The organism is Leuconostoc mesenteroides subsp. mesenteroides ATCC 8293 (genome assembly GCF_000014445.1).
GTDB classification, from domain to species: domain Bacteria; phylum Bacillota; class Bacilli; order Lactobacillales; family Lactobacillaceae; genus Leuconostoc; species Leuconostoc mesenteroides.
Window position 1 is genome coordinate 379,782 of record NC_008531.1, and the last position, 26,308, is coordinate 406,089.

24 protein-coding genes and 1 tRNA gene are annotated in these 26,308 nt (G+C 38.4%); 17 read left to right on the forward strand and 8 right to left on the reverse strand.

Annotated features, from left to right (window positions below; translation table 11 throughout):
- Positions 1-70: 70 nt before the first annotated feature.
- Positions 71-1,192, forward strand: a complete 1,122-nt coding sequence (gene alr / locus LEUM_RS02055; RefSeq protein ID WP_010292339.1) for an alanine racemase — start codon at positions 71-73, stop codon at positions 1,190-1,192.
- Between the two features lie 45 nt (positions 1,193-1,237).
- Here the strand turns inward: alr and LEUM_RS02060 are convergent.
- A tRNA-Gln gene (locus tag LEUM_RS02060) sits at positions 1,238-1,309 on the reverse strand.
- Positions 1,310-1,407: 98 nt separating this feature from the next.
- Between LEUM_RS02060 and LEUM_RS02065 the strand changes: the two genes are divergently transcribed.
- From LEUM_RS02065 to LEUM_RS02075, 3 genes are all read left to right on the forward strand, one after another.
- Entirely contained in the window at positions 1,408-1,932 is a 525-nt protein-coding gene (locus tag LEUM_RS02065) for a phosphatidylglycerophosphatase A family protein (RefSeq protein ID WP_011679275.1), read from the forward strand.
- 140 nt (positions 1,933-2,072) lie between these two features.
- Entirely contained in the window at positions 2,073-3,209 is a 1,137-nt protein-coding gene (nagA, locus tag LEUM_RS02070; protein WP_041775259.1) for an N-acetylglucosamine-6-phosphate deacetylase, read from the forward strand.
- Between the two features lie 4 nt (positions 3,210-3,213).
- Positions 3,214-3,912, forward strand: a complete 699-nt coding sequence (locus LEUM_RS02075; protein ID WP_011679277.1) for a GntR family transcriptional regulator — start codon at positions 3,214-3,216, stop codon at positions 3,910-3,912.
- A 33-nt stretch (positions 3,913-3,945) separates the two neighbouring features.
- On the opposite strand, the gene LEUM_RS02080 is transcribed toward LEUM_RS02075, so the two are convergent.
- From LEUM_RS02080 to LEUM_RS02105, 6 genes are all read right to left on the reverse strand, one after another.
- On the reverse strand, positions 3,946-4,641 hold the full coding sequence (locus LEUM_RS02080) for a methionine ABC transporter permease (RefSeq protein WP_004164688.1): 696 nt from the start codon (positions 4,639-4,641) through the stop codon (positions 3,946-3,948).
- Between the two features lie 2 nt (positions 4,642-4,643).
- The gene (locus LEUM_RS02085; RefSeq protein ID WP_011679278.1) at positions 4,644-5,723 is read right to left on the reverse strand and encodes a methionine ABC transporter ATP-binding protein; all 1,080 of its coding nucleotides are present in this window, start codon (positions 5,721-5,723) and stop codon (positions 4,644-4,646) included.
- A complete protein-coding gene (locus tag LEUM_RS02090; RefSeq protein WP_031941264.1) occupies positions 5,720-7,051 on the reverse strand; it encodes a M20/M25/M40 family metallo-hydrolase in 1,332 nt (443 codons plus the stop codon). Before LEUM_RS02090 ends, LEUM_RS02085 begins: the two co-directional genes overlap by 4 nt.
- A 51-nt stretch (positions 7,052-7,102) precedes the next feature.
- Positions 7,103-7,945, reverse strand: a complete 843-nt coding sequence (locus tag LEUM_RS02095; RefSeq protein ID WP_011679279.1) for a MetQ/NlpA family ABC transporter substrate-binding protein — start codon at positions 7,943-7,945, stop codon at positions 7,103-7,105.
- Positions 7,946-7,972: 27 nt separating this feature from the next.
- Entirely contained in the window at positions 7,973-8,818 is an 846-nt protein-coding gene (locus LEUM_RS02100) for a MetQ/NlpA family ABC transporter substrate-binding protein (RefSeq protein WP_011679280.1), read from the reverse strand.
- A gap of 447 nt (positions 8,819-9,265) precedes the next feature.
- Positions 9,266-9,925 carry a YoaK family protein gene (locus LEUM_RS02105; protein ID WP_011679281.1) on the reverse strand — a complete coding sequence of 220 codons (660 nt, stop codon included), beginning with the start codon at positions 9,923-9,925 and terminating at the stop codon, positions 9,266-9,268.
- A 96-nt stretch (positions 9,926-10,021) separates the two neighbouring features.
- Here LEUM_RS02105 and LEUM_RS02110 point away from each other — a divergent pair, with 96 nt between their 5' ends.
- The 3 genes from LEUM_RS02110 to LEUM_RS02120 all read left to right on the forward strand — a co-directional run bounded on the left by LEUM_RS02110 (position 10,022) and on the right by LEUM_RS02120 (position 15,251).
- Positions 10,022-11,863, forward strand: coding sequence for a DUF2207 domain-containing protein (locus LEUM_RS02110; RefSeq protein ID WP_011679282.1), 1,842 nt, complete (start codon positions 10,022-10,024; stop codon positions 11,861-11,863).
- Between the two features lie 271 nt (positions 11,864-12,134).
- Positions 12,135-14,798, forward strand: a complete 2,664-nt coding sequence (locus LEUM_RS02115) for a calcium-translocating P-type ATPase, PMCA-type (RefSeq protein ID WP_011679283.1) — start codon at positions 12,135-12,137, stop codon at positions 14,796-14,798.
- A 6-nt stretch (positions 14,799-14,804) separates the two neighbouring features.
- Positions 14,805-15,251 carry a hypothetical protein gene (locus LEUM_RS02120; RefSeq protein WP_011679284.1) on the forward strand — a complete coding sequence of 149 codons (447 nt, stop codon included), beginning with the start codon at positions 14,805-14,807 and terminating at the stop codon, positions 15,249-15,251.
- 70 nt (positions 15,252-15,321) lie between these two features.
- Here the strand turns inward: LEUM_RS02120 and LEUM_RS02125 are convergent, their stop codons facing one another.
- Positions 15,322-16,299 (reverse strand): sugar transferase, encoded by a 978-nt coding sequence (locus tag LEUM_RS02125; protein ID WP_041775227.1) that lies wholly within the window; start codon positions 16,297-16,299, stop codon positions 15,322-15,324.
- 173 nt (positions 16,300-16,472) lie between these two features.
- On the opposite strand from LEUM_RS02125, the gene LEUM_RS02130 reads away from it, so the two are divergent.
- The 10 genes from LEUM_RS02130 to LEUM_RS02170 all read left to right on the forward strand — a co-directional run bounded on the left by LEUM_RS02130 (position 16,473) and on the right by LEUM_RS02170 (position 26,291).
- Positions 16,473-17,528, forward strand: a complete 1,056-nt coding sequence (locus LEUM_RS02130) for a BMP family lipoprotein (RefSeq protein ID WP_011679286.1) — start codon at positions 16,473-16,475, stop codon at positions 17,526-17,528.
- A 257-nt stretch (positions 17,529-17,785) separates the two neighbouring features.
- Positions 17,786-19,228 carry an ABC transporter substrate-binding protein/permease gene (locus LEUM_RS02135; protein WP_011679287.1) on the forward strand — a complete coding sequence of 481 codons (1,443 nt, stop codon included), beginning with the start codon at positions 17,786-17,788 and terminating at the stop codon, positions 19,226-19,228.
- On the forward strand, positions 19,225-19,977 hold the full coding sequence (locus LEUM_RS02140; protein ID WP_011679288.1) for an amino acid ABC transporter ATP-binding protein: 753 nt from the start codon (positions 19,225-19,227) through the stop codon (positions 19,975-19,977). The genes LEUM_RS02135 and LEUM_RS02140 overlap by 4 nt, the downstream gene beginning before the upstream one ends.
- 66 nt (positions 19,978-20,043) lie before the next feature.
- Positions 20,044-21,489 (forward strand): ABC transporter substrate-binding protein/permease, encoded by a 1,446-nt coding sequence (locus LEUM_RS02145; protein WP_011679289.1) that lies wholly within the window; start codon positions 20,044-20,046, stop codon positions 21,487-21,489.
- A 41-nt stretch (positions 21,490-21,530) separates the two neighbouring features.
- Positions 21,531-21,899: a competence protein CoiA gene (locus LEUM_RS10930; RefSeq protein WP_306457259.1), complete on the forward strand. Its 369-nt coding sequence runs from the start codon at positions 21,531-21,533 to the stop codon at positions 21,897-21,899.
- Positions 21,889-22,554 carry a competence protein CoiA family protein gene (locus LEUM_RS02150; RefSeq protein ID WP_306457258.1) on the forward strand — a complete coding sequence of 222 codons (666 nt, stop codon included), beginning with the start codon at positions 21,889-21,891 and terminating at the stop codon, positions 22,552-22,554. The genes LEUM_RS10930 and LEUM_RS02150 overlap by 11 nt, the downstream gene beginning before the upstream one ends.
- Before the next feature lie 57 nt (positions 22,555-22,611).
- On the forward strand, positions 22,612-24,405 hold the full coding sequence (gene pepF / locus LEUM_RS02155; RefSeq protein WP_011679290.1) for an oligoendopeptidase F: 1,794 nt from the start codon (positions 22,612-22,614) through the stop codon (positions 24,403-24,405).
- Positions 24,406-24,515: 110 nt separating this feature from the next.
- On the forward strand, positions 24,516-24,905 hold the full coding sequence (locus tag LEUM_RS02160) for a cytidine deaminase (protein ID WP_011679291.1): 390 nt from the start codon (positions 24,516-24,518) through the stop codon (positions 24,903-24,905).
- 16 nt (positions 24,906-24,921) lie between these two features.
- Positions 24,922-25,362 (forward strand): nucleoside 2-deoxyribosyltransferase, encoded by a 441-nt coding sequence (locus tag LEUM_RS02165; RefSeq protein ID WP_004164656.1) that lies wholly within the window; start codon positions 24,922-24,924, stop codon positions 25,360-25,362.
- Entirely contained in the window at positions 25,362-26,291 is a 930-nt protein-coding gene (locus LEUM_RS02170; RefSeq protein ID WP_011679292.1) for a phosphoglycerate dehydrogenase, read from the forward strand. Before LEUM_RS02165 ends, LEUM_RS02170 begins: the two co-directional genes overlap by 1 nt.
- The last annotated feature ends 17 nt before the right edge of the window (positions 26,292-26,308 follow it).

The window sequence follows — 26,308 nt, forward strand, 5'->3', positions numbered from 1 at the left end:
ATTCTTGTGTTATTGTATAATTAAGAGAATTACATGAGAAATTATTTATAAAATGAAAGTGTGAAAATGAATGAACTATAATGCACCACATCGACATGCTGTAATTGAGTTGTCGCAATCAGCAGTTGTGCATAATTTAAAAGTGATTAAAGAGAACACGCATGCCAAAGAGATTATGGCTGTTTTGAAAGCTAATGCTTTTTCGCATGGATTACCTGAGATGGCCTCTTTGAGTATTACAGCTGGGGCTACCCGCTTTGGCATGGCCATGCTCGATGAAGCTTTGATATTACGTGATTTGGGCTATATACAACCAATTGATGTACTCGGATTAACAGATCCACGCTATGCGCGATTGGCTGCTGAACGTAATATTACGCTAGCTTTTAGTACTAAGGAGTCAATAAAAGCAGCAGCTGAACAGTTAGCTGGTACAGGATTGACATTAAAGGTATCGTTACCCGTTGACACGGGCTTAAACCGTATTGGTTTTAAAAGTCGTGAAGATTTAGTGGCAGCAATTCAAGAGGTATCAGCGCAAGATACACTCATTTTTCAAAGTATGTGGACGCATTTTGCTACTGCAGATACACCAAATGTTGACTATGTGGATTTTCAAATTTCCGAATGGCAGCGCTTGACACATGATTTACCAGTAGAACCAAATGAAAAGCATTTTGCGAATACGGGTATTGCTACTTGGTATCCCGAAAAAATTAATACGGATATTGTTCGTTTGGGTATTGGATTATTTGGCATTAACGGTTCTGTGCCAATAATGTCGATGCCATTCGAGTTGATACCAGCTTTATCATTGAAAGCTAAGGTTGTTAACAGCAAGCCACTGAAAAAAGGTGATGCGGTCGGCTATGGGGCAGAATATCATGCACCAAATGATGGGTATTTGATTACTATTCCAATTGGACATTCTGACGGTTATCCGTTCAATGGGAGTGGCATGCGTGCTCTGGTTGCGGATGGACAAATTGGTCATATTGTCGGGGGCGTAGCCATGGATCAATCAATGATCCTTGTTACTAATCCAGTTGCAGTTGGCACTACGGTGACCTTAATTGGTCGTGTTGGTGATCAAAGTATAACGATGCAGGATTTGGCTGAGCATACACAAAGTAGTATTGTGGCGTTAATGAATGATTTTGCACCGAGACTGCAACGAATAATTGTTTCATAAAAAGAAAAAGGTGAACGACATCAAGTCGTTCACCTTTTAAAATTATTGCCCCTGCTGGATTCGAACCAGCGCGTAGTGGCACCAGAAGCCACCGCCTTACCGCTTGGCCAAGGGGCAATTACTTTATATATTTTACAGAATTTGTTATCAATTTGCAAGTGGAAATTAGGAGATAAATTCGTTATACTGGTTAAAATACTTTAAGGGGGAATACTATGCAATATGCAACATATGAAAATACAGTCGCAAAGTTAGCTGCGCATCATATTACGATTTCAGATATCGCGCGAATAGCCTTTAACAATGAGCAATCGTATGTCGAAGGATTAACAATTGAACAAGTAGAAGATGCAGTTGAAAGTATCTTACATAAGCGGGTTGTTCAGCACCAGGTATGGGTTGGTTTAGAACTTGATCGTTTGGCCGAAGCTCATTTGCTAGAAGCACCATTGCAAGATTTGGTTGAAAATGATGATGGGCTTTTCGGTGTTGATGAAACTATCGGTACAGCAATTGCAATGTCCTTTGATACAATTGGTGTCACAAACTATGGTTACATTGATAAAACAAAAGTTGGCCTTGTTGGCGAATTAGATCGTAAAGGAAAAACTTCTGAAGTGGTAACAACGTTTGCAGATGATATTGTGGGCGCACTGGCCGCAGCTGCAGCATCTAAGGTTGCGCACAAGTATGCGACCGGTAGAGTTGATTCTGTTCTACCAAACCAAGATAACGCTTAGGCGTTATTTTTTTGTAGTTAAATTTGCATAATAGGTCTAGACCAATTATACTATAATTATAGACTTCATTATTATCGTTGTAGAGGCAAGATTGAGGAGGAATGTGCTGCGTGGTGACTTCACTTCGCGTACGAAATATTATGGCAAAACTAATTAAAAACATTGATCTTTACACAGGGTATCAACATATGGAAGATGCCTTCATGCGTTTTACAGATACGGTTGAGGAAGTCGGTTACATGATTGACTTCAAGGAAAAAGCTGATGACGAATTGATTAATGAGGCATCAGGAAAGATAATTGTTCCAGGGTTTATTGATGTTCATAAACATGGCGGTTATGGATTAGACACGATGGATGGTGATCCCGAAAAGTTAAACACCATGATTAATAAGATGGTTACGGAAGGCATTACATCACTATTCCCAACAACAATTACACAGTCACCAGAAAATATTGAACGTGCTTTAAAAAACATTGATCAAGTCGCCAAAACTAATCCGGTTATTCAGGGGATTCATTTGGAAGGACCTTTTATTAACAAAGTCTTCATGGGTGCACAGCCTGAAGAATATATTATTGATCCAAACACAGAACTTCTGAAAAAATGGTATGCACTTTCAGGCGAACGTATTCGATTAGTGACCTATGCGCCAGAAAATGGCGGTATTCCTGATTTTGAAGAATTTATGCTACAGCATAACATTATTCCATCAATTGGACATTCTAACGCGACACGAGCACAATTGGTACACTCGCGTGCAACACATATTACTCATTTGTATAATGCCCAAAGGCCATTACAACATCGTGAACCTGGTGTTACAGGACATGCTATGCTAGAGGACGCAATTACTGGTGAATTAATCGCTGATGGTTTTCATATTGTACCTGACATGTTACAATTAGCTTTTAGAATCAAAGGCGCTCAAAAATTAGAACTAGTAACAGATTCCATGCGAGCTGAAGGATTAGGAAATGGTATATCTGAACTTGGCGGACAAAAAGTTACTGTTAAAGATAAGCAAGCGCGCTTAGATAATGGTCACTTGGCTGGTTCTGTACTGGCTTATGATGATGCGTTCACCAACATTCAAAAATTCACAAGTGCTGATATTAATGATGCAGTGCAAATGAGTTCAGTTAACCAAGCACGTGAGTTTGGACTAACCCAAAAAGGCAACTTATCCGAAGGGAAGGATGCTGACTTTAACATTTTTGACAAGGAATTGCATTTAGAGGCGACGTATTCACTTGGTCGCCGTTTTGCACGGTAAAACAATGGCTAAACCTCGATATATTGAAATTCACAATCAAATATTGTCACGTATCGAAGCTGGTGAGTGGCGATCACAAGAACGTTTACCTGCTGAAAGAGATTTGGCACTTGAATTTAACGTGTCGCGTATGACATTACGCCAAGCAGTTCAAACATTGGTTGACGAAGGCATATTGGAGCGTAAAGTAGGATCAGGCACTTACGTCGCTGAACAGAAGGTTTCTGAACGTGCCCTGGGTGTCACTAGTTTTACAGAATTAATGGCAGCTACAGGTCGAACGCCGCATACGGTGACGGTTAGCTATAAGACCACGACGCCATCCGCTTCGGAAATTGAGCATTTGCAACTGGATAGTACAGATAAAGTATTGATCATGGAGCGTTTACGTTTGGGGGATGATGAACCTATTTTACTAGAACGTACAACCTTGCCAGTCCAATTAATTGAGTCATTCACTCGTGGCGCATTGACAGAATCATTGTACGCCACATTAGCATCAGCGGGAGTATACCCTGGACATGCTGAACAAACAATTACGGCCACGTTAGCAAATGAAAGATTGTCGGAATTATTACAGATAAAAAGAGGTGATCCAATTTTATCTGTGCGACAGGTCTCATATGATCAACATGATACGCCGTTTGAATATGTGCGATCATATTATGTAGGTGAGCGTTTCGAATTTACTTTAACAAGATAAAAAGATGGTTGATCTATGATCAACCATCTTTTTTTATTTATGATTAAACTTCTTAGCCAGGAAGTCACCGGTAACTTGAACAGTTAACACCAATATTAAGACAAGCAGTGTAGCTACCAAAGTTGTGTCAGTTGCAAAACGATTGTATCCGTATGAAATGGCCATATTACCTAGACCACCAGCACCAATGGCACCAGCCATGGCAGTTAAACCAATCAGACTAATTAAAGTCACAGTCGATACACGAATGATTTCTGAAAGGCCTTCCCGTAAATAAACGCCAAAGACAATATCCCAAAATGATGAACCCACTGACTGAGCAGCTTCAACAATTCCGCTGTCAACTTCGCTCAAGGCTACCTGTATTTGACGCGCATAGAAAGGGAATACACCCAATGATAATGGCACTAAAGCAGCTGTGGTACCAATTTGAGTACCAATGAGGAGCTTTGTAAATGGTGCGATAAAGGCCAGCAAAATAATAAATGGAATAGCACGGAAAAGGGACACGACCTTATCAAAAATCCAAAATGAAGCTTTGTTCGGTGCAATACCGTTGGGTGCAGTAATGATTAATCCAAGACCAAAAATTAGCCCAAGTATGCCACCAAAAATAGCTGACCAAAAAGTCATATACAGCGTTTGAATAATTGATGTCCACCAACCAGTATCGCCGCTCCAACCTTGATAAACAACGTTAGGGAATGTATTTGTAAACCATTGACTCATAATTAGTTGCCTCCTTTAAGAATTGTAACTTCAACATGATGATCATGTAATGTAGATAGGGCTGTTTGCACTTGCGTGGGTTCACCTGACAAAATAACAAGCAAAGATCCAACTGGTGTATCCTGCAAGACTTCGATATTACCATACAGAATGTTTGCCGTAACATTGAAATCACGGAACAAGCTAGCGATTAATGGTTCATCAGTTGTTTCACCAACATAGGATAAACGAGCAAAAATTTCGCCTTCTTTTAACTCATTAACTAGTGGTTCGTGCCTAATTGTTTCAATGGCTTTATCAATATTTGTAGCTGTTTCAATAAATTCTCGTGTCAACTGTTGCTTTGGCTGGGCAAATATTTCCAAAAGTGAGCCGCGTTCAATGATTTCACCATTTTGCATCACAGCCACTTTATTTGCAACTTCCTTGACGGCCTGCATTTCGTGCGTAATTAATACAATTGTTAAACCAAATTCCTGGTTTAGCTTTTTTAATAGGGCCAAAATTTGATTCGTTGTTCTAGGATCCAATGCGGAAGTTGCTTCATCAGAAATTAAAATTTCAGGATCATTGGCTAACGCACGAGCGATAGCGACACGTTGTTTTTGACCACCAGAAAGTTGTGAAGGGTATTGTTCTGCACGATCAGATAGATCAACTAATTCGAGTAGCTCAGCTACTTTAGCTTTCTTTTCATCGTCTTTTAATTTACTGTGTTGCAATGCGAAGGCAACATTTTCTGTGACTGTTCGTTCATTTAATAAATTGAAATGTTGGAAAATCATTCCAATCTTTCGACGGCGAACGCGCAAGTCATTTGTGCCAATGCGTGTTTTTTTAGCATCCTGACTATCAGCCTGAAAAAAAGTTTCTCCATTAACAGTTACAGAACCACTAGTTGGTTCTTGTAGTAAGTTAATTACACGTACAAGTGTTGACTTTCCAGCACCAGAATAGCCTACGATACCGTAAACATCACCACGTTCAATATTGATGGAAACGTTTTTGACAGCTTCTATGGTGCGCTTTTTTTGATGGAAAGTGACATCGATATTTTTTAGTTCAATGATTGGTTCGGTCATTTTTCATAACTCCTAATTAGTTCTTTGATTACAGCAATATGTTGATTATAATCTGTTAATCGGATATTTTCATTGGGTGCATGGTCTAATGTATGTGCGTATCCTACACCCAAGCTAGCTATGGGTGCGTTCAATGCTTCGTGAATGTAATACATTGGGCCAGTACCGGGTGACGTTGGCATAATAACTGGATGCTGATGATAATACTTTTCAGTGATATCAATAACACGCAAAATTTCGGGATCCGACATGTCACTGCGATATCCTGGTTGACCTAACGTCTTAGTTACCACGATATCAGAAAATCCTTCATTTTGGAAATGCTGTTTAATTTGTTGCAAGGTTTTGTCAGGATCCATATTAGGAACTAAACGTGCTTCAAGTTTAGCAGAGGCAACAGCAGGCAAAACAGTTTTTACACCGTCACCTAAATAGCCACTTTGAATACCTTCTATATTTAATGTTGGTTGAAAATATAATGTTTCTTTTAGGTCATCGCCAGTTTTATCACTTAAAAGTGGCGAGGTTAGACCATGTTGTTGAATCAATGTGTCTCTTGTTGTAGGAAGATTTCTAACCAGTTCTTTTTCTCGTTGATTAGGGATGGCTACATCGTCATAGAATCCTGGGACAGCAATGTGACCTTCTCTATCAAATAGGGTTGCTAAAGCTTGGGTCAGACGCCAAGCAGCAGAATCTACGACACCAGCTAAAGATGAATGAAGATCGGTCTTTGCTGTTTTTACATCAACATTGAATGTTACGATACCCTTGTTACCACCAAAAATCTCCACCACATCATGCACGTTTTTTCCGCCTGATTCCCAAATAACTAAATCTGCGAATAGTTGATCTTGATACTTACTTAAGTATTCATCCAAGTGCTGAGAGGATGATTCTTCAGAACCTTCAATAATAAAAGTGATATTTACTGGTAAATGACCTTCGTGTTCAGTTAAGTAATCTTCGATAGCTGTCAAGCGGGCAGTGATGTTTCCTTTGTCATCATCAGTTCCGCGTCCGTATAATTTACCGTCATGTTCAGAAAGCGTCCAAGGATCTGTTTGCCACAATGATATTGGTTCTACTGGTTGTACATCATAGTGATTATAGATAACTAGCGTCTGAGCATCAGGGACGCTGCTCCTAAATTGCGCTAATACGAATGGCGCAAAATAAGTATCATCATAGGTTACTTGAGCACCTAATTCACGAAAAGTTGTCGTCAAGAGTTGAGCTGCTTCGGGTAAACAGCGATGAGTTGCCGAAACACTGGGTAGTGCAACTAAATCGCGGAGTAAGTTTAGATATTTTTGATTAGAGCTCATGTTCATTTATTACCTTCCACAGAAATTATGTACGCGCCGAGGCGCATGTCTTTACTTGTTATAGTCCCAAACTGTAACTTCCGCTGAACCGTAATATTTTTTAACTAGTTTCTTTGTCTTATCAGTTTGCAATGACTTCACGACCTTTTTGTAAGTCTCGTTGTCTTTGTCTTTCTTATTGGCAGCGATGAAGTTGAAGTATTGTTCAGTTTCCTTATTCAAACCTTCCACGTAAATGGCTGAATTGACATCTAAGTTAGCTGATACGGCGTAATTGGTGTTCACCACGGCACCAGCAACTTTTGAATCATCTAACGATTTAGCGGTTTGCGAAGCATCAACCGGCGTAATCGTCAAGTTTTTAGGATTTGATGTAATATCTTTTGGTGTAGCTGTGTCAGTATCTTTAATCTTAATTAGTCCTGCTTCAGCCAAAAGATGAATACCACGGTTTTCGTTAGTGACATCGTTAGCTACCAAAATTTGGTCACCAGACTTAAATTCAGAGATCTTCTTATATGATGTTGAATATATACGAAGTGGTGTTGTCCAAGTGTCTCCAATAGAAACAATGTTAGTCTTGTAAGTCTTGTTCCAGTTCTTCAAAAAAGGATAGTTTTGGAAAGCATTCAGATCAATGTCACCATCTGCTAAGGCTTTGTTCGGTTGTGAATAGTCAGTGAATTTCTTTGTTTTCAAAGTAATGCCGTACTTATCTTTGGCAGTTTTAATAGTGGAAGCCCAGATTTCATCTTCCGCTTTTGATCCAGCCATTACACCAATAGTAACGGTCTTAGATTCTGTTTTTCCTTGTCCACCAAATGATAGGTAGGCCGCACCAGCGATAACGACAACGGCAACACCAGCGATAATATAGTTCTTTTTCTTACTCATAATAAATTCTCCCTTAGTATCTCATTCTTATTTTGAAAAATCTTTATCCCAAGCAGGTAGTTCAACACCATCATATTGCTTATTAATGGCTTTCTTAACGGCATCTGTTTGGTAAGCCTTCACAACTTGTTTATAAGTTTTATTGTCTTTATCTTTGCTGTTTGCGGCAATAATGTTAACCCATTGATGTGAATTCTTGTTGATTGGTTCAACGAAAATAGCTTTTTTATAGTCCAATTTAGCTGAATCTGCATAAGTACCGTTGATTACTGCGCCTTGGATGTCAGATAAGGTACGAGCTGTTTGATCGGCAGCTAATTCTTTAATTTTCAAATTTTTAGGATTTTTTGTGATGTCTTTAACTGTTGCAGTCGTTAGACCATTTTTTAAATCAATTAATCCAGCAGATTTTAAAACATACAGTGACCGGCTTTCATTTGATGGATCATTTGGTACGGCGATTGTGTCGCCACTTTTGAACTGAGAAACCTTGGTGTATGTTTTAGAATACAATCGGATAGGTGAAATAACCGTGTCGCCGATTGAAACAATTTTATTACCGGTTGCTTTATTTGACGCCTTTAAGAATGCATAATGCTGGAAGGCGTTAAGATCAATGTCGCCTGCAGCCAAGGCTTTGTTTGGTTGTGAATAATCTGTAAATTCTTTGAATTTAATTGTAATGCCATATTTATCTTTAGCAGTTTTCTTAACAGTATTCCAAATGGCTTGGTCTTGTTTAGAGCCAGACATTATGCCGATGGTTACTGTTTTTGACGATGTTTTTGAGTGCTGCCCAAAGCTGGCGTAAGCGGCACCAGCAATTACAATCACTGCAGCACCACCAATAAGCCATTTGGTTTTTTTACTCATAATATATATTCTCCTCAATATTCCCAAATAACGTGCAAAACGGATTTTTAAAACAAACAACAGAACGAAACAGTTTTGATGAGTTCAAAAAAGCCGTTTCCATATCATAGTCATAGATACAGAAACGGCTAAAAAATAGCGTGTTACCATTCTGAGTTGTAGATATTTGTTACCAAATATTTGCTCACTAACCATCAGGCATCGGGAGATGATCCTAGCCGAATGGTGTGCCCGGTAACGGGGGCCAAGTCGTTGTATGCTTAACGGTAAACCGATTCGCATACACCAATCACAGGTCATTTTCACAATCGCACTCACGCTGGCTCTCATCAACCGTCAGCTTTCTTAGCTTCGATAAATTGCTACTTTTCTGTTCAATTTGTTTTCGTTTTAAAAATCGTTATAGCCTATAATAACTAGATTATATTTATTTGTCAAATGTTTTATTTAATTCTTGAATAATAACAAGAAAACAACAAACATAATTATGCTGGAACCAAGTAGCGCGAAAGTGCCAAAGATACCAGAAAGAACAGCAGAAGAGAAGGCACCAACCATGAAAAAGACAACTAATATTGAAAATACCCATGCATTATGTAGAAAAATATGGTCACGGTTAATAAAGTATTTTACGAGATTGGTACCCACATTACGTAAATTACCAGTTGACATAACGCTTGTGAAAGGTAGACCACGTAATTTGGGGAATGAGTCTAATTGCATTGCTAATAGAAAGGATAGTGCCGATATGATGACCGTACTAGCTAGGTGATGATTAAAGACACCAATCATTGCAATACCAATAAATTCGATCAAAATACTGTGCTGTTGTAAGGATAATTTGCCGGCTGGAACAAAATGATTTAATACAGTATTAAATGCAGCCCCAAGCACGAAGAAAATGATTGGGATAACAAAAAATAAGGTTGCTTTCCAGTGTCCTTGGGCAAGGTGGAATCCTGCTTGGATAATATTTCCAGTTTGTAAGCTAGCAAATCGTTCGTGGTGGTATTCAAATGTGTACGAGTCGATAAAACCCGAATTCATGACGAGCAGTAGACCAATACGCAATCGTTCTTGCATTGGATTTTTATTCTTCAATATCATAACATCTCCTAAAAAATATTATTTTAACACGCCTGATTTGCTAATACTAGTAAAAAATAGATATACTGATACTACCATTCGGAGAGGGGAAGTTAATTGATAAAATTGAAGATAGTAGTATTTACATTTTTGTTTGCCATGATGGGTGTCTTAACGGTTTCCGCAGATGGCGATTATCGTATTACTGATTTGAATGAGGTTGTACGAATTGATGCCAATGGGGATGCGCGTATTACTAAAAAGGTCACTTATCATTTTGATGATGAGATGAACGGTGTGTATTTTAAAGAATCACTTAAAAAAGGAACTGCTTCACAATCGTTACAGTGGGGAGGATTAACTTCAATTGAGGTTAGCCATAACAATGGGGAAAAGCAGACTATTTTACCTCGTCAGGGTGATAGTAGTTATGGTTATGTTGAAACAAAAACCAGTCAGCAGGTTCAAGAAAAAATATATTATCCAGTCCAAGAGAATGATCAGTTGACAATGTTTTATCATTACACTTTAAAAGGTGTCGTGGTAAATTGGGATGATATTGCTGAGATAAACTGGTTACCTATAGGAACTAGGGACGTTGCCATCGAAAAATTACGTTTGGAATTTGCACTACCTAATCAACCAGCATCAACTTTAAAGGCTTGGGTACATGGTCGGTCGGTGGGACATGTTCTTGTGAATAAGAAACAGGCGAACATAACAGTTAACAGCAAGAAAATTGGCCCCGATGATACCGTCGAAGTCCATACTTATTTTGATACCAGCCAGACACCGTTGAATACGAATAAGAAGTCAGGTAACCGTGCTGCCTATATTCAAAAGCAAGAAAAAGCGATTGCGTTAAAAAATAAGAAATCCCTACAGATAAAGAAAGTAATTGGATTCATTGTTTCTCCAATTGTTATTATGATACTCGTATTCATTATTATGCTAAAAACTATCCAACGACGAAAGCTATTACAAAGCGCGCGACAACAGAGCGGTGTAACTGGTGACATTGTCCATATCTTTGATATACCAAATGATATTGGACCAGCGCTGGTCAGCGAACGAATTGCTAAATCAGTTACAAATGCGAAACTTATTATTGCAACACTGCTCGATTTGATTGCCCGTCGCAAAATTGCAATGACATATGACGATATTCAAAAGCAAGATGACATAACCTATTCAGTTTTGGATGAAACGAATTTACAGCCATTTGAGTTAGTTTTCATTAATATGATTTTTGGTAAGTATCGTAGAGCGGTTGTACATGCCGAATTTAAGCAGCCAGAATCGGGGGTGTCAAATCGGATTAAAAAAGATATCAGTTCTTTTACAAAAGCACTAAAGGAAGCTGAAAAGCAGGCTTCAATAATTGACCATGTACTGACTAACAAAATAAAAAGTCAGCAATTTTTTCTAACGCTAGCCCTAATTATTAGTACAATAATATCTACTTTTTTGTTAGGAATTTTTGCTTATAGTACACAAGCATGGTCCATGTGGTATGTTATTTTTACGGAAATTATTGTTGTCATATTAGTTCTTATTTTTAGTATTAAACCAGCAATATTTTATAAGGTTCCTGATGGCTTTCAGGAAAAATGGCAGTGGGATGGATTTGCCAAAATGTTACACGATATTGCTCATTTAGAGAATAAAACGGTTTTGGACGTACAACTTTGGGATAAGTTGTTGGCCTATGCTATCATATTTGGCGAGGCAAAAAATGTCGCAAAACAAATGAAAGTTTGGTCACAAAAGGTTGATACAGATGATTCTATAATTTTTGTGCCAATCATGTTATATGGCGATGACTGGAGCGAGAGCTTGATTTATAATATTGAAAATGACGGTGCTTTTCACGTCGATAATAATGTGAATGGCGACGGTGGGGGATTTTCCGCTGGCTCATCAGGAGGTGCAGGGGGCGGCAGTGATGGTGCTTTCTAAAATGATAAAATTTCCAAACAAAAATGACACGTACTTAGAAAAATTTGTTATACTATAAACATAAGTTAATTTCTGAGGGAGTAACTGACGGAATGATCGTGGCTGAATCGTCAAAGCAAAACAGCAATGTTTTATATCGCGCTTTATTGCGCCGGTTTAGCATTAAACAGTGAGACTCATGTAAACACACTTTTATTTGTGTTTACATGAGTTTTTTCTTTTGTTGGTAAAAACTTGGAAATTTATTTGAAAGAATAAGGAGATATTCAACATGGCAGATAAGCCACTCTATAATCAAGATAACACAGAAGTGTTATCTCATTTGCAGACGGATGCTAGTAAGGGGCTTTCGAGTTCTGAAGCTAATAAGCGTCTTGAGCAAAATGGCGCTAATCAATTGAATGAAGCTAAGTCAACGAATTTAGTCCAAAAATTTATTAATCAATTTAAGGACTTGATGATTGCTATTCTGTTGGCCGCCGCCATTGTTGCCGCATTTACTGGAGAAGTGGTTGATGCAATTTTCATTTTAGCTATTGTTATTATTAACGCCATTTTTGGTGTTTTCCAAGAAGCTAAAGCTGAGGATGCGATTAATGCCCTAAAAGAAATGTCGACACCAAATGCTAGTGTAATTCGTGATGGTAAAGAAACTTCAATTAAGTCCACAGAATTAGTAGTCGGTGATATTGTTCGTTTGGAAGCTGGAGATATTGTACCAGCTGATGTACGTTTGATTGAATCTGCGTCCTTGCAGGTTGAAGAGGCATCGCTGACCGGTGAATCTGTGCCAATCAATAAGAGTGCGGAAACACTGCAAGAGACAGATTTGCCCCTCGGTGATCGTACAAACTTGGGATTCATGAACACTAATGTGACTTATGGTCGTGGTGTTGGTGTCGTCACAGGTACTGGTATGCAAACTGAGATTGGTCATATTGCTGGTATGTTAGAAGCAACGGATGAAACTAAGACACCATTGCAAGCAAACTTGGCTAAGTTGGGACAAGTATTAACTTATTTGATTCTCGGTATTGCTGTGGTCACTTTCATCGTTGGTCTAGCACGTGGTAAGGAAACAATTATTGACATGTTGTTGACCTCAATTTCTCTAGCGGTGGCGGCAATTCCAGAAGGATTACCTGCCATTGTAACAATAACCTTAGCATTAGGAACAACGCGTATGGCCGCTCGTCATGCACTAGTTCGTAAACTACCTGCGGTAGAAACGCTAGGCTCTACAGATATTATCGGATCTGATAAAACAGGTACCTTGACACAAAACAAGATGACTGTGGAGAAATTAGTCGTCAATACTGAAATTTCTGATGCTGCTACTACTGAAGAATTGACGGGAACTTACGCTCGCTTAGCAGATATTCTGGCTTTAAATAACGATACAAAGCGAACTGAAAATGGTTTTATCGGTGATCCTACAGAAACAGCTTTGATTGCTTTTAATGAAAATCATGGGCGTGATTTAGATAAGCTGTTTACAGAAATGCCACGTGTGGCCGAGCTTCCGTTTGATTCAGAACGTAAATTAATGTCAACTGTTCATCCGGCACCGACTGGCTATATTATAACTGTCAAAGGCGCACCTGATGAATTACTTAAGCGTGCGACACGAATTGAGATTAATGGTGAAATTAAGCCATTATCTGATGACATTCGAGCAAAGCTCTTGTCGATTAACTCAGAGTTAGCAACGCAAGCTCTTCGTGTACTTGGTTTTGCTTATAAGACAGTTGACCAAATACCTGGCAATCTGGATACAGAAACGGTTGAGCAGGAACTAGTATTTACCGGATTCGTTGGCATGATTGATCCAGAACGTCCTGAAGTTGCACAAGCCGTTGCAGAAGCTAAAGCAGCTGGTATTCGTCCAATGATGATTACTGGTGACCATCGAGATACAGCAGCTGCTATTGCTATTCGATTGGGTATATTGGATGAAGCGGATAAAGAAACAGCTGTTATTTCAGGATCTGATTTAGATGCAATGAGCGAAGAGCAATTTGCACAAAATGTTGATAAATATAATGTTTATGCACGAGTAGCGCCTGAGCATAAGGTTAAAATTGTTAATGCTTGGCAAAAGAAGGGCAAAGTCGTTGCCATGACAGGAGACGGTGTTAATGATGCCCCAGCCTTGAAGACAGCTGATATTGGTATTGCCATGGGTATCACCGGTACAGAAGTATCCAAGGGTGCTTCTGACATGGTTTTGGCTGATGATAACTTTGCTACGATCGTTCATGCCGTTGAAGAAGGACGTAAGGTCTTTGCCAACATACAAAAGGCTTTGCAATACTTATTGGCCTCAAACTTAGCTGAAGTTATTGCAATTTTCGTTATGACATTATTGGGCTGGAATATATTGGCACCAATCATGATTTTATGGATTAACTTAGTAACAGATACTTTGCCAGCTATTGCATTAGGTATTGAACCGGCTGAAAAAGGTATTATGAAGAATAAGCCCAGAGGTCGTGGCGCTAGCTTCTTATCAGGTGGTGTTGGACCAGCAATTATTTGGCAAGGGATTTTGCAAGCTGTGATTGTGTTAAGTGTTTATGGGTTTGCGTTAGCAGCTCCTGTTCATCCAGAAGTACATTTGGCGCACCAAGATGCCTTGACAATGGCATTTATGACGCTTGGTTTAATGCAAATGTTTAATGCTATTAACGTAAAATCTGTCTATGGCTCAATGATTGGGCCGCAAGCTTTCCAAAACAAAATGTTTAACTGGGCATTGTTAGGATCTGTCTTAGTAATGGCTGCAGTTGTTGTTATTCCAGGTTTGAACCCACTTTTCCACGTATCACATTTGGATGGTTATCAATGGGCTATTGTGTTAGTGGCTGGAATGAGTATCATTGTCATCGTAGAACTGGTAAAATTGATACAGAGATCAATTTTCAAAAAAGGATAAACAACATTGGCAAAATTCAACCCCAAACAAGCACAAGTTTACGTACAAACATTGCAAGAAGTATTAACAATAACTCAAGACACTGCTGATCGTGTAGCACCATTTTTTACAAAGTTAGATGATGCAAAAGAAGCGAATGCTGTTGCAGATATCCCTGCAGCAGAATTCGCCGAAATCAAAGCAGAATTTGAAGACGCTGTAGCAGCATATCAAAAGAATGCTCAAATTTTAAATGCGGTTCAAGCACCTGTTCGTTTGTTGGGATTGCATAAATCATTGGCTAAAAATTATAGTGCCTATGCTGGAGCAACCAATATGATGAGCGAGGCATTAAATGTTGCCGATCAGACAGTAGATGACGTATTATACGTTAAATCAGAGGAAGACCAGGAACTTTATCTTGGCAAAATACAAGCAAATGTTTCAAAAATTATGATGGGTGCCGGTCGTTAAGAACGGTAACTTGCTATTAATATAAGGTTTGAAAAACGAGTAACTTACTCAGTAAGTTACTCGTTTTTTATTACATTAATTTTTTAAGTGTTTGCTGTGTGAAATAACCATTTTCTAGCTGCTTGGCCAAAGGAATAATATTTTTTTGCCAATTAGTATATTGTTTTTCCGATATTGAAGAAATCCTCTCAAGCTCAGACAAGGAGTCAATAACAAACCCTAGGTTGTATTGAAGGATTAAATGACCAATTGCACTTTGATTCCAAGCAATTAATGGCAAGCCAGCGCGCAAATATAGGCTAGCTTTGTGTGGTGCATTGAATCGTGTGTAGGTTTGGTATGTTTTGTCCTCAAAATCACTATCCCATAATAAGCCAAAACCATCATGAAAAGCATCTAAAATACTGGTAGGGTCGAAGTTTTCACGATAGTTAATGTTTGAAGGAAAGGTCACGTCAGCCCAACGCTTTGGTCTTGAACCAAAAAGCTCTATTTTGGGGCCATTATAATGTTTAAGCCACGGAGATTTTTGAAAAGTACCCGCAAAGTTAATTTTGTGACTAAAAGTAGCTTTTTTAGTGACGTCACCTAAATAATCAAAAAAAGGTTGAATAATGGCAGGTACGTGAACACCCAATTTCTTAAGTTCATCATACATTGCTTGCGAATGAACGATAATGGTGTCGTAGCTATTTAACACATTTATTTCCCAAGATGCTGTTTTAATCAAGCGTAAGGGCTCAATATCATGAATCAATAGAGCGCTCTGTGCCTGATGTTTACTCAAGACCATGATAAGTTCAAGTTCAAAATCAGCGCTCATATAAGTTGGAAATTGGTGGATGACCTGATCACCCGGATTTACCATATTTAGCCATGATCGAATCTTTTGTTGACGTGTTTCGCTGTCAAAACGTCCATCGTTATAGCGTTCTAAAGGTAAAATTTTCCAACCAGTTGCAGCGGCAATTGCTGCGTAGTCCGCTTTTGCTTTTAAAGCACCTGGTGGCATCCAGGGTTCTATTGTATGAGTTATAAAGTTTGTCATAGTACGATTATATCAAAATCCGAACATTTTTAAATGTTTTTTGTCAAAAAACGAACTATAAAATAACAAAACGTTAAATATTCGGATATAAAACAGACTTTTAATCAAATTCTAAGAAAAAAGCTGCTTAAAAAACGGATAATAAGAGCATAAAGAATATTTGGAGAAAAGATATGCAACGTTCAGCAAAAATTGGTATTGGTGTAGCAGCAGTAGTCGTTATTGGTGGTGGTATTTATGCCGCAACGCAAAAGTCTTCTACTAAAAGTACAGGATACGCTGTAGCTTTGGTTACTGATGGCGGTGGTATTGACGACCGATCATTTAACCAATCAGCATGGGAGGGATTGAAAGCCTATGGAAAGGCTAACAACCTCGAACAAGGGAAAGGTGGTTATAATTATTTCCTAAGTTCAGATACTTCGGATATAAAAACTAATTTGCAAACTGCTGTTAAGGGTGGTTACAAATTAGTATATGGTGTGGGATTCGCAGCCGCCCCTGCCGTTACTAGTGTTTCTAAGGCTAATTCTAAGACTAATTTTGCGATTATTGATTCAGTCGTAAACAACAAAAACGTAGCTTCATTGCTATTCAAGTCAGAACAATCATCTTATTTGGCGGGTGTCGCTGCGGCAAAGCAAACTAAGTCAAAGACCGTTGGTTTTGTCGGCGGTATTCACAGTGACACAATTGACACTTTTGAAGCTGGCTTTAAAGCTGGTGTGAAAGATACAGACAGCAGCATCAAGGTCATTACGCAATATACAGATTCATTTACAGATGCAGCTAAAGGAAAGACAATCGCGGCTTCAATGGTTGCAAATGGTGCTGATGTGATTTTCCAAGCTGCCGGTGGCGCAGGTAATGGTGTGTTTGCCGAAGCCAAGGCAGAAAACCAAAAGTTAGCTGCAAATGCAGATAAAAAGGTCTGGGTCATCGGTGTCGATCGTGATCAAAAAACTGATGGTAACTATAAAGATAAAGATGGTAAAGCGTCAAACTTTACTTTAGTATCTGCAGTTAAGCGCGTTGACAGTGCGGTTGAAGATGTGGCAAACAAGGCGAAAAACGATAAGTTCCCTGGTGGAAAGACCATTACATATGGACTGAAGCAAAAAGGGGTAAGCTTATCAAAGGATTCAGCTTCAGAAGATGTTTGGTCAGCAGTTCAGACGGCACAAAAGAAGATTATTAGTGGGAAAATCACTGTGCCAGTGCATCCTTAAAAACGAACAGCTAAGTAAAAAATTATCGATTAATAAGTCGATAATTTTTTTGATGTAATATTGAACTCAAAAATAAAGAGGCCAGTTTCTGCTACAATTTCTTGGATACAGATTAATAACATTTCTAAAAAACAGATGACTTTTCGTAAGACATAAACAGGTTAGCTGCATTTCAGTATCAATTGTTATATGCTTTTAGATTAAAATCTAACATTATCTGGTCTAACCAATCGTTTTTTTGTTATACTAAATATATTATGAAAAAAATATGGATAATTCTCACAACGCTTGCAGTTAGTTTCATTGCAATGGCGTCTGTTACGACCGTCAGCGCAGCAAAACCAAACTACATCATCACAACGGATGCAACATATCCGCCGTTTGATTTTCAAGATAGCAATAATCAATATACAGGTATTGATCAAGAAATCTTGAAAACTATCGCAAAACGTGAAGGATTCACGTACACATTAAAGCCTATGAGCTTCAATGCTGCAACGCAATCGGTCACATCAGGTCAAGCTGATGGGATTATCGCTGGTATGTCAATTACTGACGAACGAAAAGAAGTGTTTGACTTTGGAACGCCTTATTATAAATCTGGTATTGCATGGGCAGTAAAAAAAGGATCTAATATCAAATCGTTAAGCGATTTAAAAGGGAAAACCGTTGCCTTAAAGACGGGAACTGCGGGTGCTGATTACGCACTTTCAATTCAAAAGCAGTATGGCTTCAAGGTTACCTATTTTAATGATTCAGATACGCTATACAATGATGTTGTGAATGATAATGCACAGGCAACATTTGGTGATTTACCAGTGTTGCAATACAGTATTAAAAATGGCACAAAGTTGAAAGTTATGAACGCGAAGTCACCATATGAATCAGGATGGTATGGATTCGCCGTTAAAAAGGGCCAAAACAAACAACTTTTAGCTTCTTTTAACAAGGGATATGCAGCAATTAAAAAAGACGGTACATATGACAAAATTATCAAAAAATATCTTGGTGCACCAGCATCGGATTTCACTGGTAAAAAGTCGGATAATAACTCAGTATTAGGTATTTTAAAAGCCAACAATGGGGCGTTCATGCGTGGCTTGTGGCAAACATTGTTGTTAACGATTTTGGGTATTATCTTAGCCTCAATTTGGGGCGTAATTCTAGGAGTCATGGGTGTTAGTCAAAACAGCGCAGTTCGTGGTTTGTCAACAACACTTATTTATATTTTCCGTGGTTTGCCATTGATGGTATTGGCATTCTTCATTTATATTGGCTTGCCAGGAGTGATTGGAACAAAGATACCCGCCTTTACAGCGGGACTAATTACCTTAATCTTAAATGAAGGTGCTTATACAGGGGCCTTTGTACGTGGTGGCTTTGAAGCCGTTGATAAAGGTCAGATGGAGGCAGCACGAAGTCTAGGGTTCACTTATAATCGTTCGATGCGTAAGGTCATCATGCCACAAGGATTGAAGATTATGGTACCAAGTTTCATTAACCAATTTATCATCACGTTGAAAGATACCTCAATCTTGTCAGCCATCGGTATTTTAGAGTTAACACAAACTGGAACCTTAATTGTGTCACGTAATTCGCAAGGTTTCCGTGTGTGGGCTATTGTGGCTGTGATATACTTAGTCGTTATTACATTACTCACGTGGTTGAGTAATTGGGTAGAAAAGAGGACACGTGCATGAGTGAAGCACAAACTAAAGTTAAAGTACATGTCGATAAAGTTAATAAATCATACGGTTCGAACCATGTTTTGCGTGATATTTCCTTAGATATCAATGAAAATGAAGTTGTCGTAATGATTGGACCATCTGGTTCAGGTAAGTCAACATTCTTACGTATGTTGAATCAGTTAGAAACGCCTGACAATGGTACAATCGTTGTTGATGGCTACGATCTTTCTCATAAAGGCACAGATATTAATAAAGTTCGTGAAAATATTGGTATGGTTTTCCAAAGCTTCAATTTATTTAATAACTATACTGTTTTAGAAAATATCATGTTGGCACCTGTTGAACTTGGTAAGATGGATAAAGAAAAGGCCGAAAAAAAGGCCCGTGAATTACTGGAAACGGTTGGTCTAGCTGAAAAAGCAGATGTATCAGTGAATTCATTATCTGGTGGACAAAAGCAACGTATTGCTATTGCACGTGCCTTAGCCATGGAGCCAGATATTATGCTCTTCGATGAACCAACATCCGCTTTGGATCCAGAAATGGTTGGGGATGTTTTGGATGTTATGAAGAATTTGGCCGGATCAGGTATGACAATGATTATTGTGACACACGAAATGGGATTTGCTAAACAAGTGGCGGATCGGGTTGTGTTCTTTGAATCAGGTAAGATTCAAGAATCTGGTGTACCAGAACAAGTTTTCAATGCACCAAAAAATGAGCGTTTACAAGAATTCTTGAGCAAAGTTATGCATGCATAATAGCGTAAACAAAAAACAATTAAGTAAGATGGCTTAAAATGCCATCTTTTTTTGAGAGGGAAAAACATGTTCAAAAAAGGTTTCATCCTTGCTGTTACACTGGTTGTAGCACTACTATCTTTTTCATTGGCGGCAGATTGCATTCATGCCGATAAACCACACTATACAATTTCAACAGATGCCACTTATCCGCCATTTGACTTTCAGGATAAGAACAACGATTATATTGGTATTGATCAAGACATTTTGAAAGAAATTGCTAAACGAGAAAATTTTACTTATACACTTAAACCAATGAGCTTTACCTCAGCGGCGCAACTAGTGGCTAATGGTCAAGCGGATGGCATTATTGCCGGTATGGCTATTACAGATGAACGCAAAGAAGTTTATGATAATTCGACGCCATATTATAAAACCGGTGTTGCTTGGATTGTAAAAAAAGGTAGCGAAATTAAGTCTTTGAAGGATTTGAAAGGTAAAACAGTAGCTTTGAAAACGGGCACAGCTGCCTCTGAATATGGTAAGTCACTTCAAAGAAAATACGGTTTTAACATCAAATATTTTAATGATACTGATACGATGTATAATGATGTCGTTGTGGGTAACTCTGCTGCCACTTTCGAGGATATGCCAGTCATTCAATATGCTATTAAAAATGGTGTAAAGCTCAAGGTAATGAATGCCAATAATCCAGGTAATGCTGGATCATACGGTTTTTTCGTTAAAAAAGGCGAAAATAAAGAATTATTGGCATCCTTCAACAGGGGATTTGCATCAATTAAAAAAGACGGTACCTACGACAAAATTATCAAAAAATATCTTGGTGCGACACAGTCAACGTTTACTGGTTCTAAGAAAAACAATAATTCAGTGCTAGGTATCCTAAAAGCCAATGATGGTGCATTTCTAAAAGGATTATGGTTAACAATTGAGCTGACTGTATTGGCAATTATTTTAGCCTCAATTTGGGGCGTAATTCTAGGAGTCATGGGTGTTAGTCAAAACAGCGCAGTTCGTGGTTTGTCAACAACACTTATTTATATTTTCCGTGGTTTGCCATTGATGGTATTGGCATTCTTCATTTATATTGGCTTGCCAGGAGTGATTGGAACAAAGATACCCGCCTTTACAGCGGGACTAATTACCTTAATCTTAAATGAAGGTGCTTATACAGGGGCCTTTGTACGTGGTGGCTTTGAAGCCGTTGATAAAGGTCAGATGGAGGCAGCACGAAGTCTAGGGTTCACTTATAATCGTTCGATGCGTAAGGTCATCATGCCACAAGGATTGAAGATTATGGTACCAAGTTTCATTAATCAATTTATCATCACGTTGAAAGATACCTCAATCTTGTCAGCCATCGGTATTTTAGAGTTAACACAAACTGGAACATTGATCGTGGCGCGAAATTCACAAGGTTTTCGTGTTTGGGCAATCATCGCTATTATTTATTTGATAATTATTACATTACTCACATGGTTGAGTAACTGGGCTCAAAAGAAAATACAGTGATAAGGACACCTCTAATTCGTATGATGAATTAGAGGTGTTTTATGATTATTGCATGTGATAGTAACAAGAAATATGTGCGGGCCGACGAAGCAAATAAAAGAAATAATTACTTTTGCCCTGGATGCCATGAAAAAGTTATTTTAAAGAATGGGGAAGTCAAACAAAAACATTTTTCCCATTGTGCTGGTGCGGCATGCGTGACTTTTACTGAAAACGAATCGATGCAACATTTGTCTGGAAAATTGCAACTCGCGTCTAAACTACAGTATTATGGTGATGTGCAAATTGAAGCAGTTTTGCCAGAAATTCAACAGCGACCAGATATACTACTAATACATAACCATAAAAGAATAGCTATCGAGTATCAGTGCAGTCCCATATCGCAAAAAAAAACTCGACATGAGAAATAAAGGATATTTCGCTGAAAATATTCATGTTATTTGGATTTTAGGGCAAACTTATTTTAATAGAACAATGACACAAGGAACAATTATGAAATTCATGGCTGATAATGCATTGGTTTTCTATTTGCCCGATAAACAATATTTTGTACATCGGCAGCATTTTAGAAAACCAGATTTTTCACGTGTACTTTTTGTTGATAAAATAAATACAACATTATTTAATGCAAAAGTTCCAAAACAAAGAACGAGATTAAATATTCCAAAACAAATCTATAAACTGCAGAGCTTAATTCTACAGCAGCGAGTCGATCCTAAGTTGGTTGATTATCTATACAAAAAGAATCGGCTGCTAATGGATGTGCCCGTGTGGGTACATGGTGGAAATACTTTTGGGCTTAAGGTGCCTAATTGGTATTGGCGCTTGATTACTATTCTATTTTTAGAAAAAATAGGTCAACAAAATGTTGTGAAAAAGGCAGAATTAACAGTTAAGCTAATCCCTTTTTTGTTAGGTGATAATACATTTAAGCGACAACAAATTGCAGAGTTATACCATGATCTCGAAGTACATGATTACATCTTGCAGCAAGAGAACTACATATTAGTGAGGCGTCTGCCACAGTGGAAAAATGCGCGTCAACAAAGTATAGTGAAAATATGATAAAATGATTAGTACTGAATGATAAGGAGTATGCGTTTGATCGCAAATTAAATAATTATGTCTGAAAAACAACTATTACGTAATCAAGTACCAGAAAATCTTACATGGGATCTATCCTCAATTTTTCCGACAGATGAAGCTTGGGAAACCGCTTTTAATGAGACACGAAAGTCTGCACAAGCATTAAGCAAGTATGCTGGACACGTCGGGGATTCTGCGGATGTTTTGAAAGAAGCCTTAGAAGCAGATTTAGCAGTAGAACGTCAATTCGAAAAAGTCTACGTATATGCTCATCAAATTTATGATCAAGATACAACTAATCAAAAGTATAGTGCATATAATGCTCGTGTTCAAGGCTTATATGCTGAATTAAGTGCGAATACAGCTTTCTTCCAGCCTGAAGTGTTAGCATTGTCAAACGAGACACTAGATGCATACTTAGCGAGAGCTGGTTTGAAAAAATATGCACACTTCTTTGACGTTTTAAAAGCTCGTAAACCGCATACGCTACCTGCAGAACAGGAAGCCTTACTAGCAGGAGCAAGCGACATCTTTAATGCTTCTGAACAGACTTTTGGTGCATTGGATAATTCAGATATTGTTTTTGGTGATGTCCATACTGAAACAGGTGAAATTGTGCCATTGACAAATGGACTCTATTCATTGTTGTTGGAGTCTAAAGATCGTTCATTGCGTGAGGAAGCGTTCACAACGCTTTATGATAGTTATATTGCTTTGCAAAATACATTTGCCTCAACGTTATCTTCACATGTCAAGGGACATAACTTTTTGGCTAAAACTCGTCACTATGATTCAGCTCGTCAAGCTGCTGTAACAGCCAATGATATTCCTGAGTCAGTTTTTGAAACATTAACCAAAACAGTTGATGCCAATCTGCCATTACTACACCGTTTTGTATCATTACGTAAAAAAATTCTTAATGTTGACGATGTACACTCTTACGATTTATATGTACCACTTGTTGATGAAATTAATTTTGAAGTAACATATGAAAAGGCAAAAGACATTGTTTTGGCGGCTTTGGCACCGTTAGGCGAGGATTACATCGCTATTGTTCAAAAGGCTTTTGATGAACGATGGATTGATGTGGTTGAAAATAAGGGGAAGCGTACTGGCGCTTATTCAAGCGGTTCGTATGATACAAAACCATTCATTTTGCTTAACTGGCAGAACAATTTGAATAATGTTTATACGTTGGCTCATGAAATGGGACATTCGGTTCATTCATACTTTACACGCCATAATCAAGAGTATCATTATGGCGATTATCCAATATTCTTAGCTGAAATTGCTTCAACTACTAATGAGGGATTATTAACGGATTATTTGCTAAAGACAAATGATGATCCCAAGTTTCAGGCCTACGTATTGAACCAGTATTTAGATGGATTCAAAGGAACAGTTTTCCGCCAAACTCAATTTGCTGAGTTTGAGCAATGGATTCATGAACAAAGTGCGGCTGGAGTTGCTTTGACAGCTGATGAGATGAGTACATTCTATGGATCGTTGAATCAAAAGTTTTATGGATCGGACTTATTTCCAGATGAAGCTATTGCTTATGAATGGGCACGTATTCCACATTTTTATTACAATTTCTATGTTTATCAATATTCGACAGGCGAAGCTGCTGCCACAACTTTGGCAGAACGCATACTAACACAAAATGGTGCTGAGGATTATAAGAACTATCTGAAAGCAGGTAATTCAGATTATGCTTTAAATGTGATCAAAAAAGCTGGCGTTAACATGAGTCAACCGGACTATTTAAATGAAGCTTTCAAAGTGTTTGAAGAGCGATTAAATGAGTTTGAAAAAATCATGTTAAAGTAAAATATTTGTCTATTGGTTAAATAGAAATTGTTAACCACGTATATAAAAAACAAAACTAATCAGTCCTTGCGGCTGATTTTTTGCTAAAATAATATTAGGAGAAAATGATCATGGCCCCACGAAAACTTGTCGACGTTGCAAATCAAGCACTTAACGATACATATACCCCTTACTCTCATTTTCCTGTAGGTGCTGCGTTACTCGGCGAAAATGGTGAAATTTTCAAAGGTGTTAATATTGAAAATGTATCATTTGGTCTAACCAATTGTGCCGAGAGAACTGCAATTTTTACAGCTATAGCAGCAGGGCAACGCCATTTTCATGGGTTAGTTATTTCAGGGCGTACAGACGAACCTATAGCTCCATGTGGTGCTTGTCGACAAGTGATGGTGGAGTTTTTTGATCCTGACATGCCGATTTGGTTGATTAACGATCAGGGTAAAGAAATTGAAACAAATATTGCAGAACTAATGCCGGGATCCTTTAATTCATTACAATAAAGAAAGAAGAATAATAATGTCACAAATCTATCTTGCAGGACCTTTTTTTTCAGATGAACAAATCGATCGTGTGAAACGTATTGAAGCTGCTCTTGATTCGAATCCAACTGTTACTGATTATTATTCACCCCGCAAACATCAAAAGACTGAAAACCCTGAATTCACCTCACCATGGGCGGCAGAGGTTTTTCAACGTGATATCAAGAATGTCACAGATGCGGACATTATTTTGTCGATTATTGATTATCGTGATAATGATGCTGATTCAGGAACAGCCTTTGAGCAGGGCATGGCATGGGTACAAAAAAAGCCAATTATTGTATTTAATGAATTGAAGTTCCCAGTGAATTTGATGCTATCAGAATCACTGACTGCCTACATCACAAATTCGGACGACATTGCAACATATGATTTTGATCAAACACCAAAGTTACCATTTACGGGAGAACTATTCTAATGAAAAAAGTATTAGTAGCTAACATGACATCTCAAAAAGCTGTCGACTATCTTGAATCCAAGGGATATCAAGTGATTAAAAATGATCAGGCCTCAGATGATGATTTTCTGGGGCATGCAGATGTTGATGGCATTCTAATTATGATGCATCCATTTGGTGAAAGCTTGATGTCCAAAATGCCCAATCTCAAGGTAGTTGCACGTCACGGCGTTGGATATGATAATGTTGATTTAGATGCAGCCAGTGCACATGATATTGTTGTGACCAACACGCCTGGAGCGAATGCAACTGCGGTCGCCGAAACGGCTATGATGCATATATTGATGGCTGGACGACTGTTTTATCAGCGTCGTCAAGCTATTACTGATAACGCGAACAAGCGTTACCTAGCCGCGCATCACGGTCAAGAGTTAACTGGAAAAACAGTTGGTATTATTGGCTATGGGCACATTGGCCAAGAAATTAATCGTATGTTGACGGGATTTAATGTAAAAGTATTGGCTTATGCACGCCATCAACATGAGGTAACTAATGGTCGCATGGCAACGCTAGATGAGATATATGAACAGGCGGATTTTGTAGTGACAGCGCTCCCAGCAACGCCTGAAACAAAGCATATGATCAATGCGAGTGTTTTTAGAAAAATGAAAAAGAGTGCCGTATTAGTTAATATCGGACGTGGAGCACTTGTTGATGAGAGGGCATTGGTTGAGGCATTAACTAATGAGGAAATTGCTGGCGCTGGGGTAGATGTTGTTGAAAAAGAACCAATTACAGCGGAAAATCCATTACTACACTTGCCTAATGCATTTGTTACACCACATGTCGCTATGATTTCCAAGGAGGCCATGGATAATGTAGCTTTGAAAGCGGCAGAGGATATCGTTCGTGTCTTGGAAGGTGAACGAGCTGTATTTCAAGTGAATTAACTAAAAATAGGGGGTTA

What these genes read in the sequence shown, in the direction of transcription:
- alr (WP_010292339.1), top strand. Translation starts at nt 71, where the DNA reads ATGAACTATAATGCACCACATCGACATGCTGTAATTGAGTTGTCGCAA.
- LEUM_RS02065 (WP_011679275.1), top strand. Translation starts at nt 1,408, where the DNA reads ATGCAATATGCAACATATGAAAATACAGTCGCAAAGTTAGCTGCGCAT.
- nagA (WP_041775259.1), top strand. Translation starts at nt 2,073, where the DNA reads ATGGCAAAACTAATTAAAAACATTGATCTTTACACAGGGTATCAACAT.
- LEUM_RS02075 (WP_011679277.1), top strand. Translation starts at nt 3,214, where the DNA reads ATGGCTAAACCTCGATATATTGAAATTCACAATCAAATATTGTCACGT.
- LEUM_RS02080 (WP_004164688.1), bottom strand. Translation starts at nt 4,641, where the DNA reads ATGAGTCAATGGTTTACAAATACATTCCCTAACGTTGTTTATCAAGGT.
- LEUM_RS02085 (WP_011679278.1), bottom strand. Translation starts at nt 5,723, where the DNA reads ATGACCGAACCAATCATTGAACTAAAAAATATCGATGTCACTTTCCAT.
- LEUM_RS02090 (WP_031941264.1), bottom strand. Translation starts at nt 7,051, where the DNA reads ATGAGCTCTAATCAAAAATATCTAAACTTACTCCGCGATTTAGTTGCA.
- LEUM_RS02095 (WP_011679279.1), bottom strand. Translation starts at nt 7,945, where the DNA reads ATGAGTAAGAAAAAGAACTATATTATCGCTGGTGTTGCCGTTGTCGTT.
- LEUM_RS02100 (WP_011679280.1), bottom strand. Translation starts at nt 8,818, where the DNA reads ATGAGTAAAAAAACCAAATGGCTTATTGGTGGTGCTGCAGTGATTGTA.
- LEUM_RS02105 (WP_011679281.1), bottom strand. Translation starts at nt 9,925, where the DNA reads ATGATATTGAAGAATAAAAATCCAATGCAAGAACGATTGCGTATTGGT.
- LEUM_RS02115 (WP_011679283.1), top strand. Translation starts at nt 12,135, where the DNA reads ATGGCAGATAAGCCACTCTATAATCAAGATAACACAGAAGTGTTATCT.
- LEUM_RS02125 (WP_041775227.1), bottom strand. Translation starts at nt 16,299, where the DNA reads ATGACAAACTTTATAACTCATACAATAGAACCCTGGATGCCACCAGGT.
- LEUM_RS02130 (WP_011679286.1), top strand. Translation starts at nt 16,473, where the DNA reads ATGCAACGTTCAGCAAAAATTGGTATTGGTGTAGCAGCAGTAGTCGTT.
- LEUM_RS02135 (WP_011679287.1), top strand. Translation starts at nt 17,786, where the DNA reads ATGAAAAAAATATGGATAATTCTCACAACGCTTGCAGTTAGTTTCATT.
- LEUM_RS02140 (WP_011679288.1), top strand. Translation starts at nt 19,225, where the DNA reads ATGAGTGAAGCACAAACTAAAGTTAAAGTACATGTCGATAAAGTTAAT.
- LEUM_RS02145 (WP_011679289.1), top strand. Translation starts at nt 20,044, where the DNA reads ATGTTCAAAAAAGGTTTCATCCTTGCTGTTACACTGGTTGTAGCACTA.
- LEUM_RS10930 (WP_306457259.1), top strand. Translation starts at nt 21,531, where the DNA reads ATGATTATTGCATGTGATAGTAACAAGAAATATGTGCGGGCCGACGAA.
- LEUM_RS02150 (WP_306457258.1), top strand. Translation starts at nt 21,889, where the DNA reads ATGAGAAATAAAGGATATTTCGCTGAAAATATTCATGTTATTTGGATT.
- pepF (WP_011679290.1), top strand. Translation starts at nt 22,612, where the DNA reads ATGTCTGAAAAACAACTATTACGTAATCAAGTACCAGAAAATCTTACA.
- LEUM_RS02160 (WP_011679291.1), top strand. Translation starts at nt 24,516, where the DNA reads ATGGCCCCACGAAAACTTGTCGACGTTGCAAATCAAGCACTTAACGAT.
- LEUM_RS02165 (WP_004164656.1), top strand. Translation starts at nt 24,922, where the DNA reads ATGTCACAAATCTATCTTGCAGGACCTTTTTTTTCAGATGAACAAATC.
- LEUM_RS02170 (WP_011679292.1), top strand. Translation starts at nt 25,362, where the DNA reads ATGAAAAAAGTATTAGTAGCTAACATGACATCTCAAAAAGCTGTCGAC.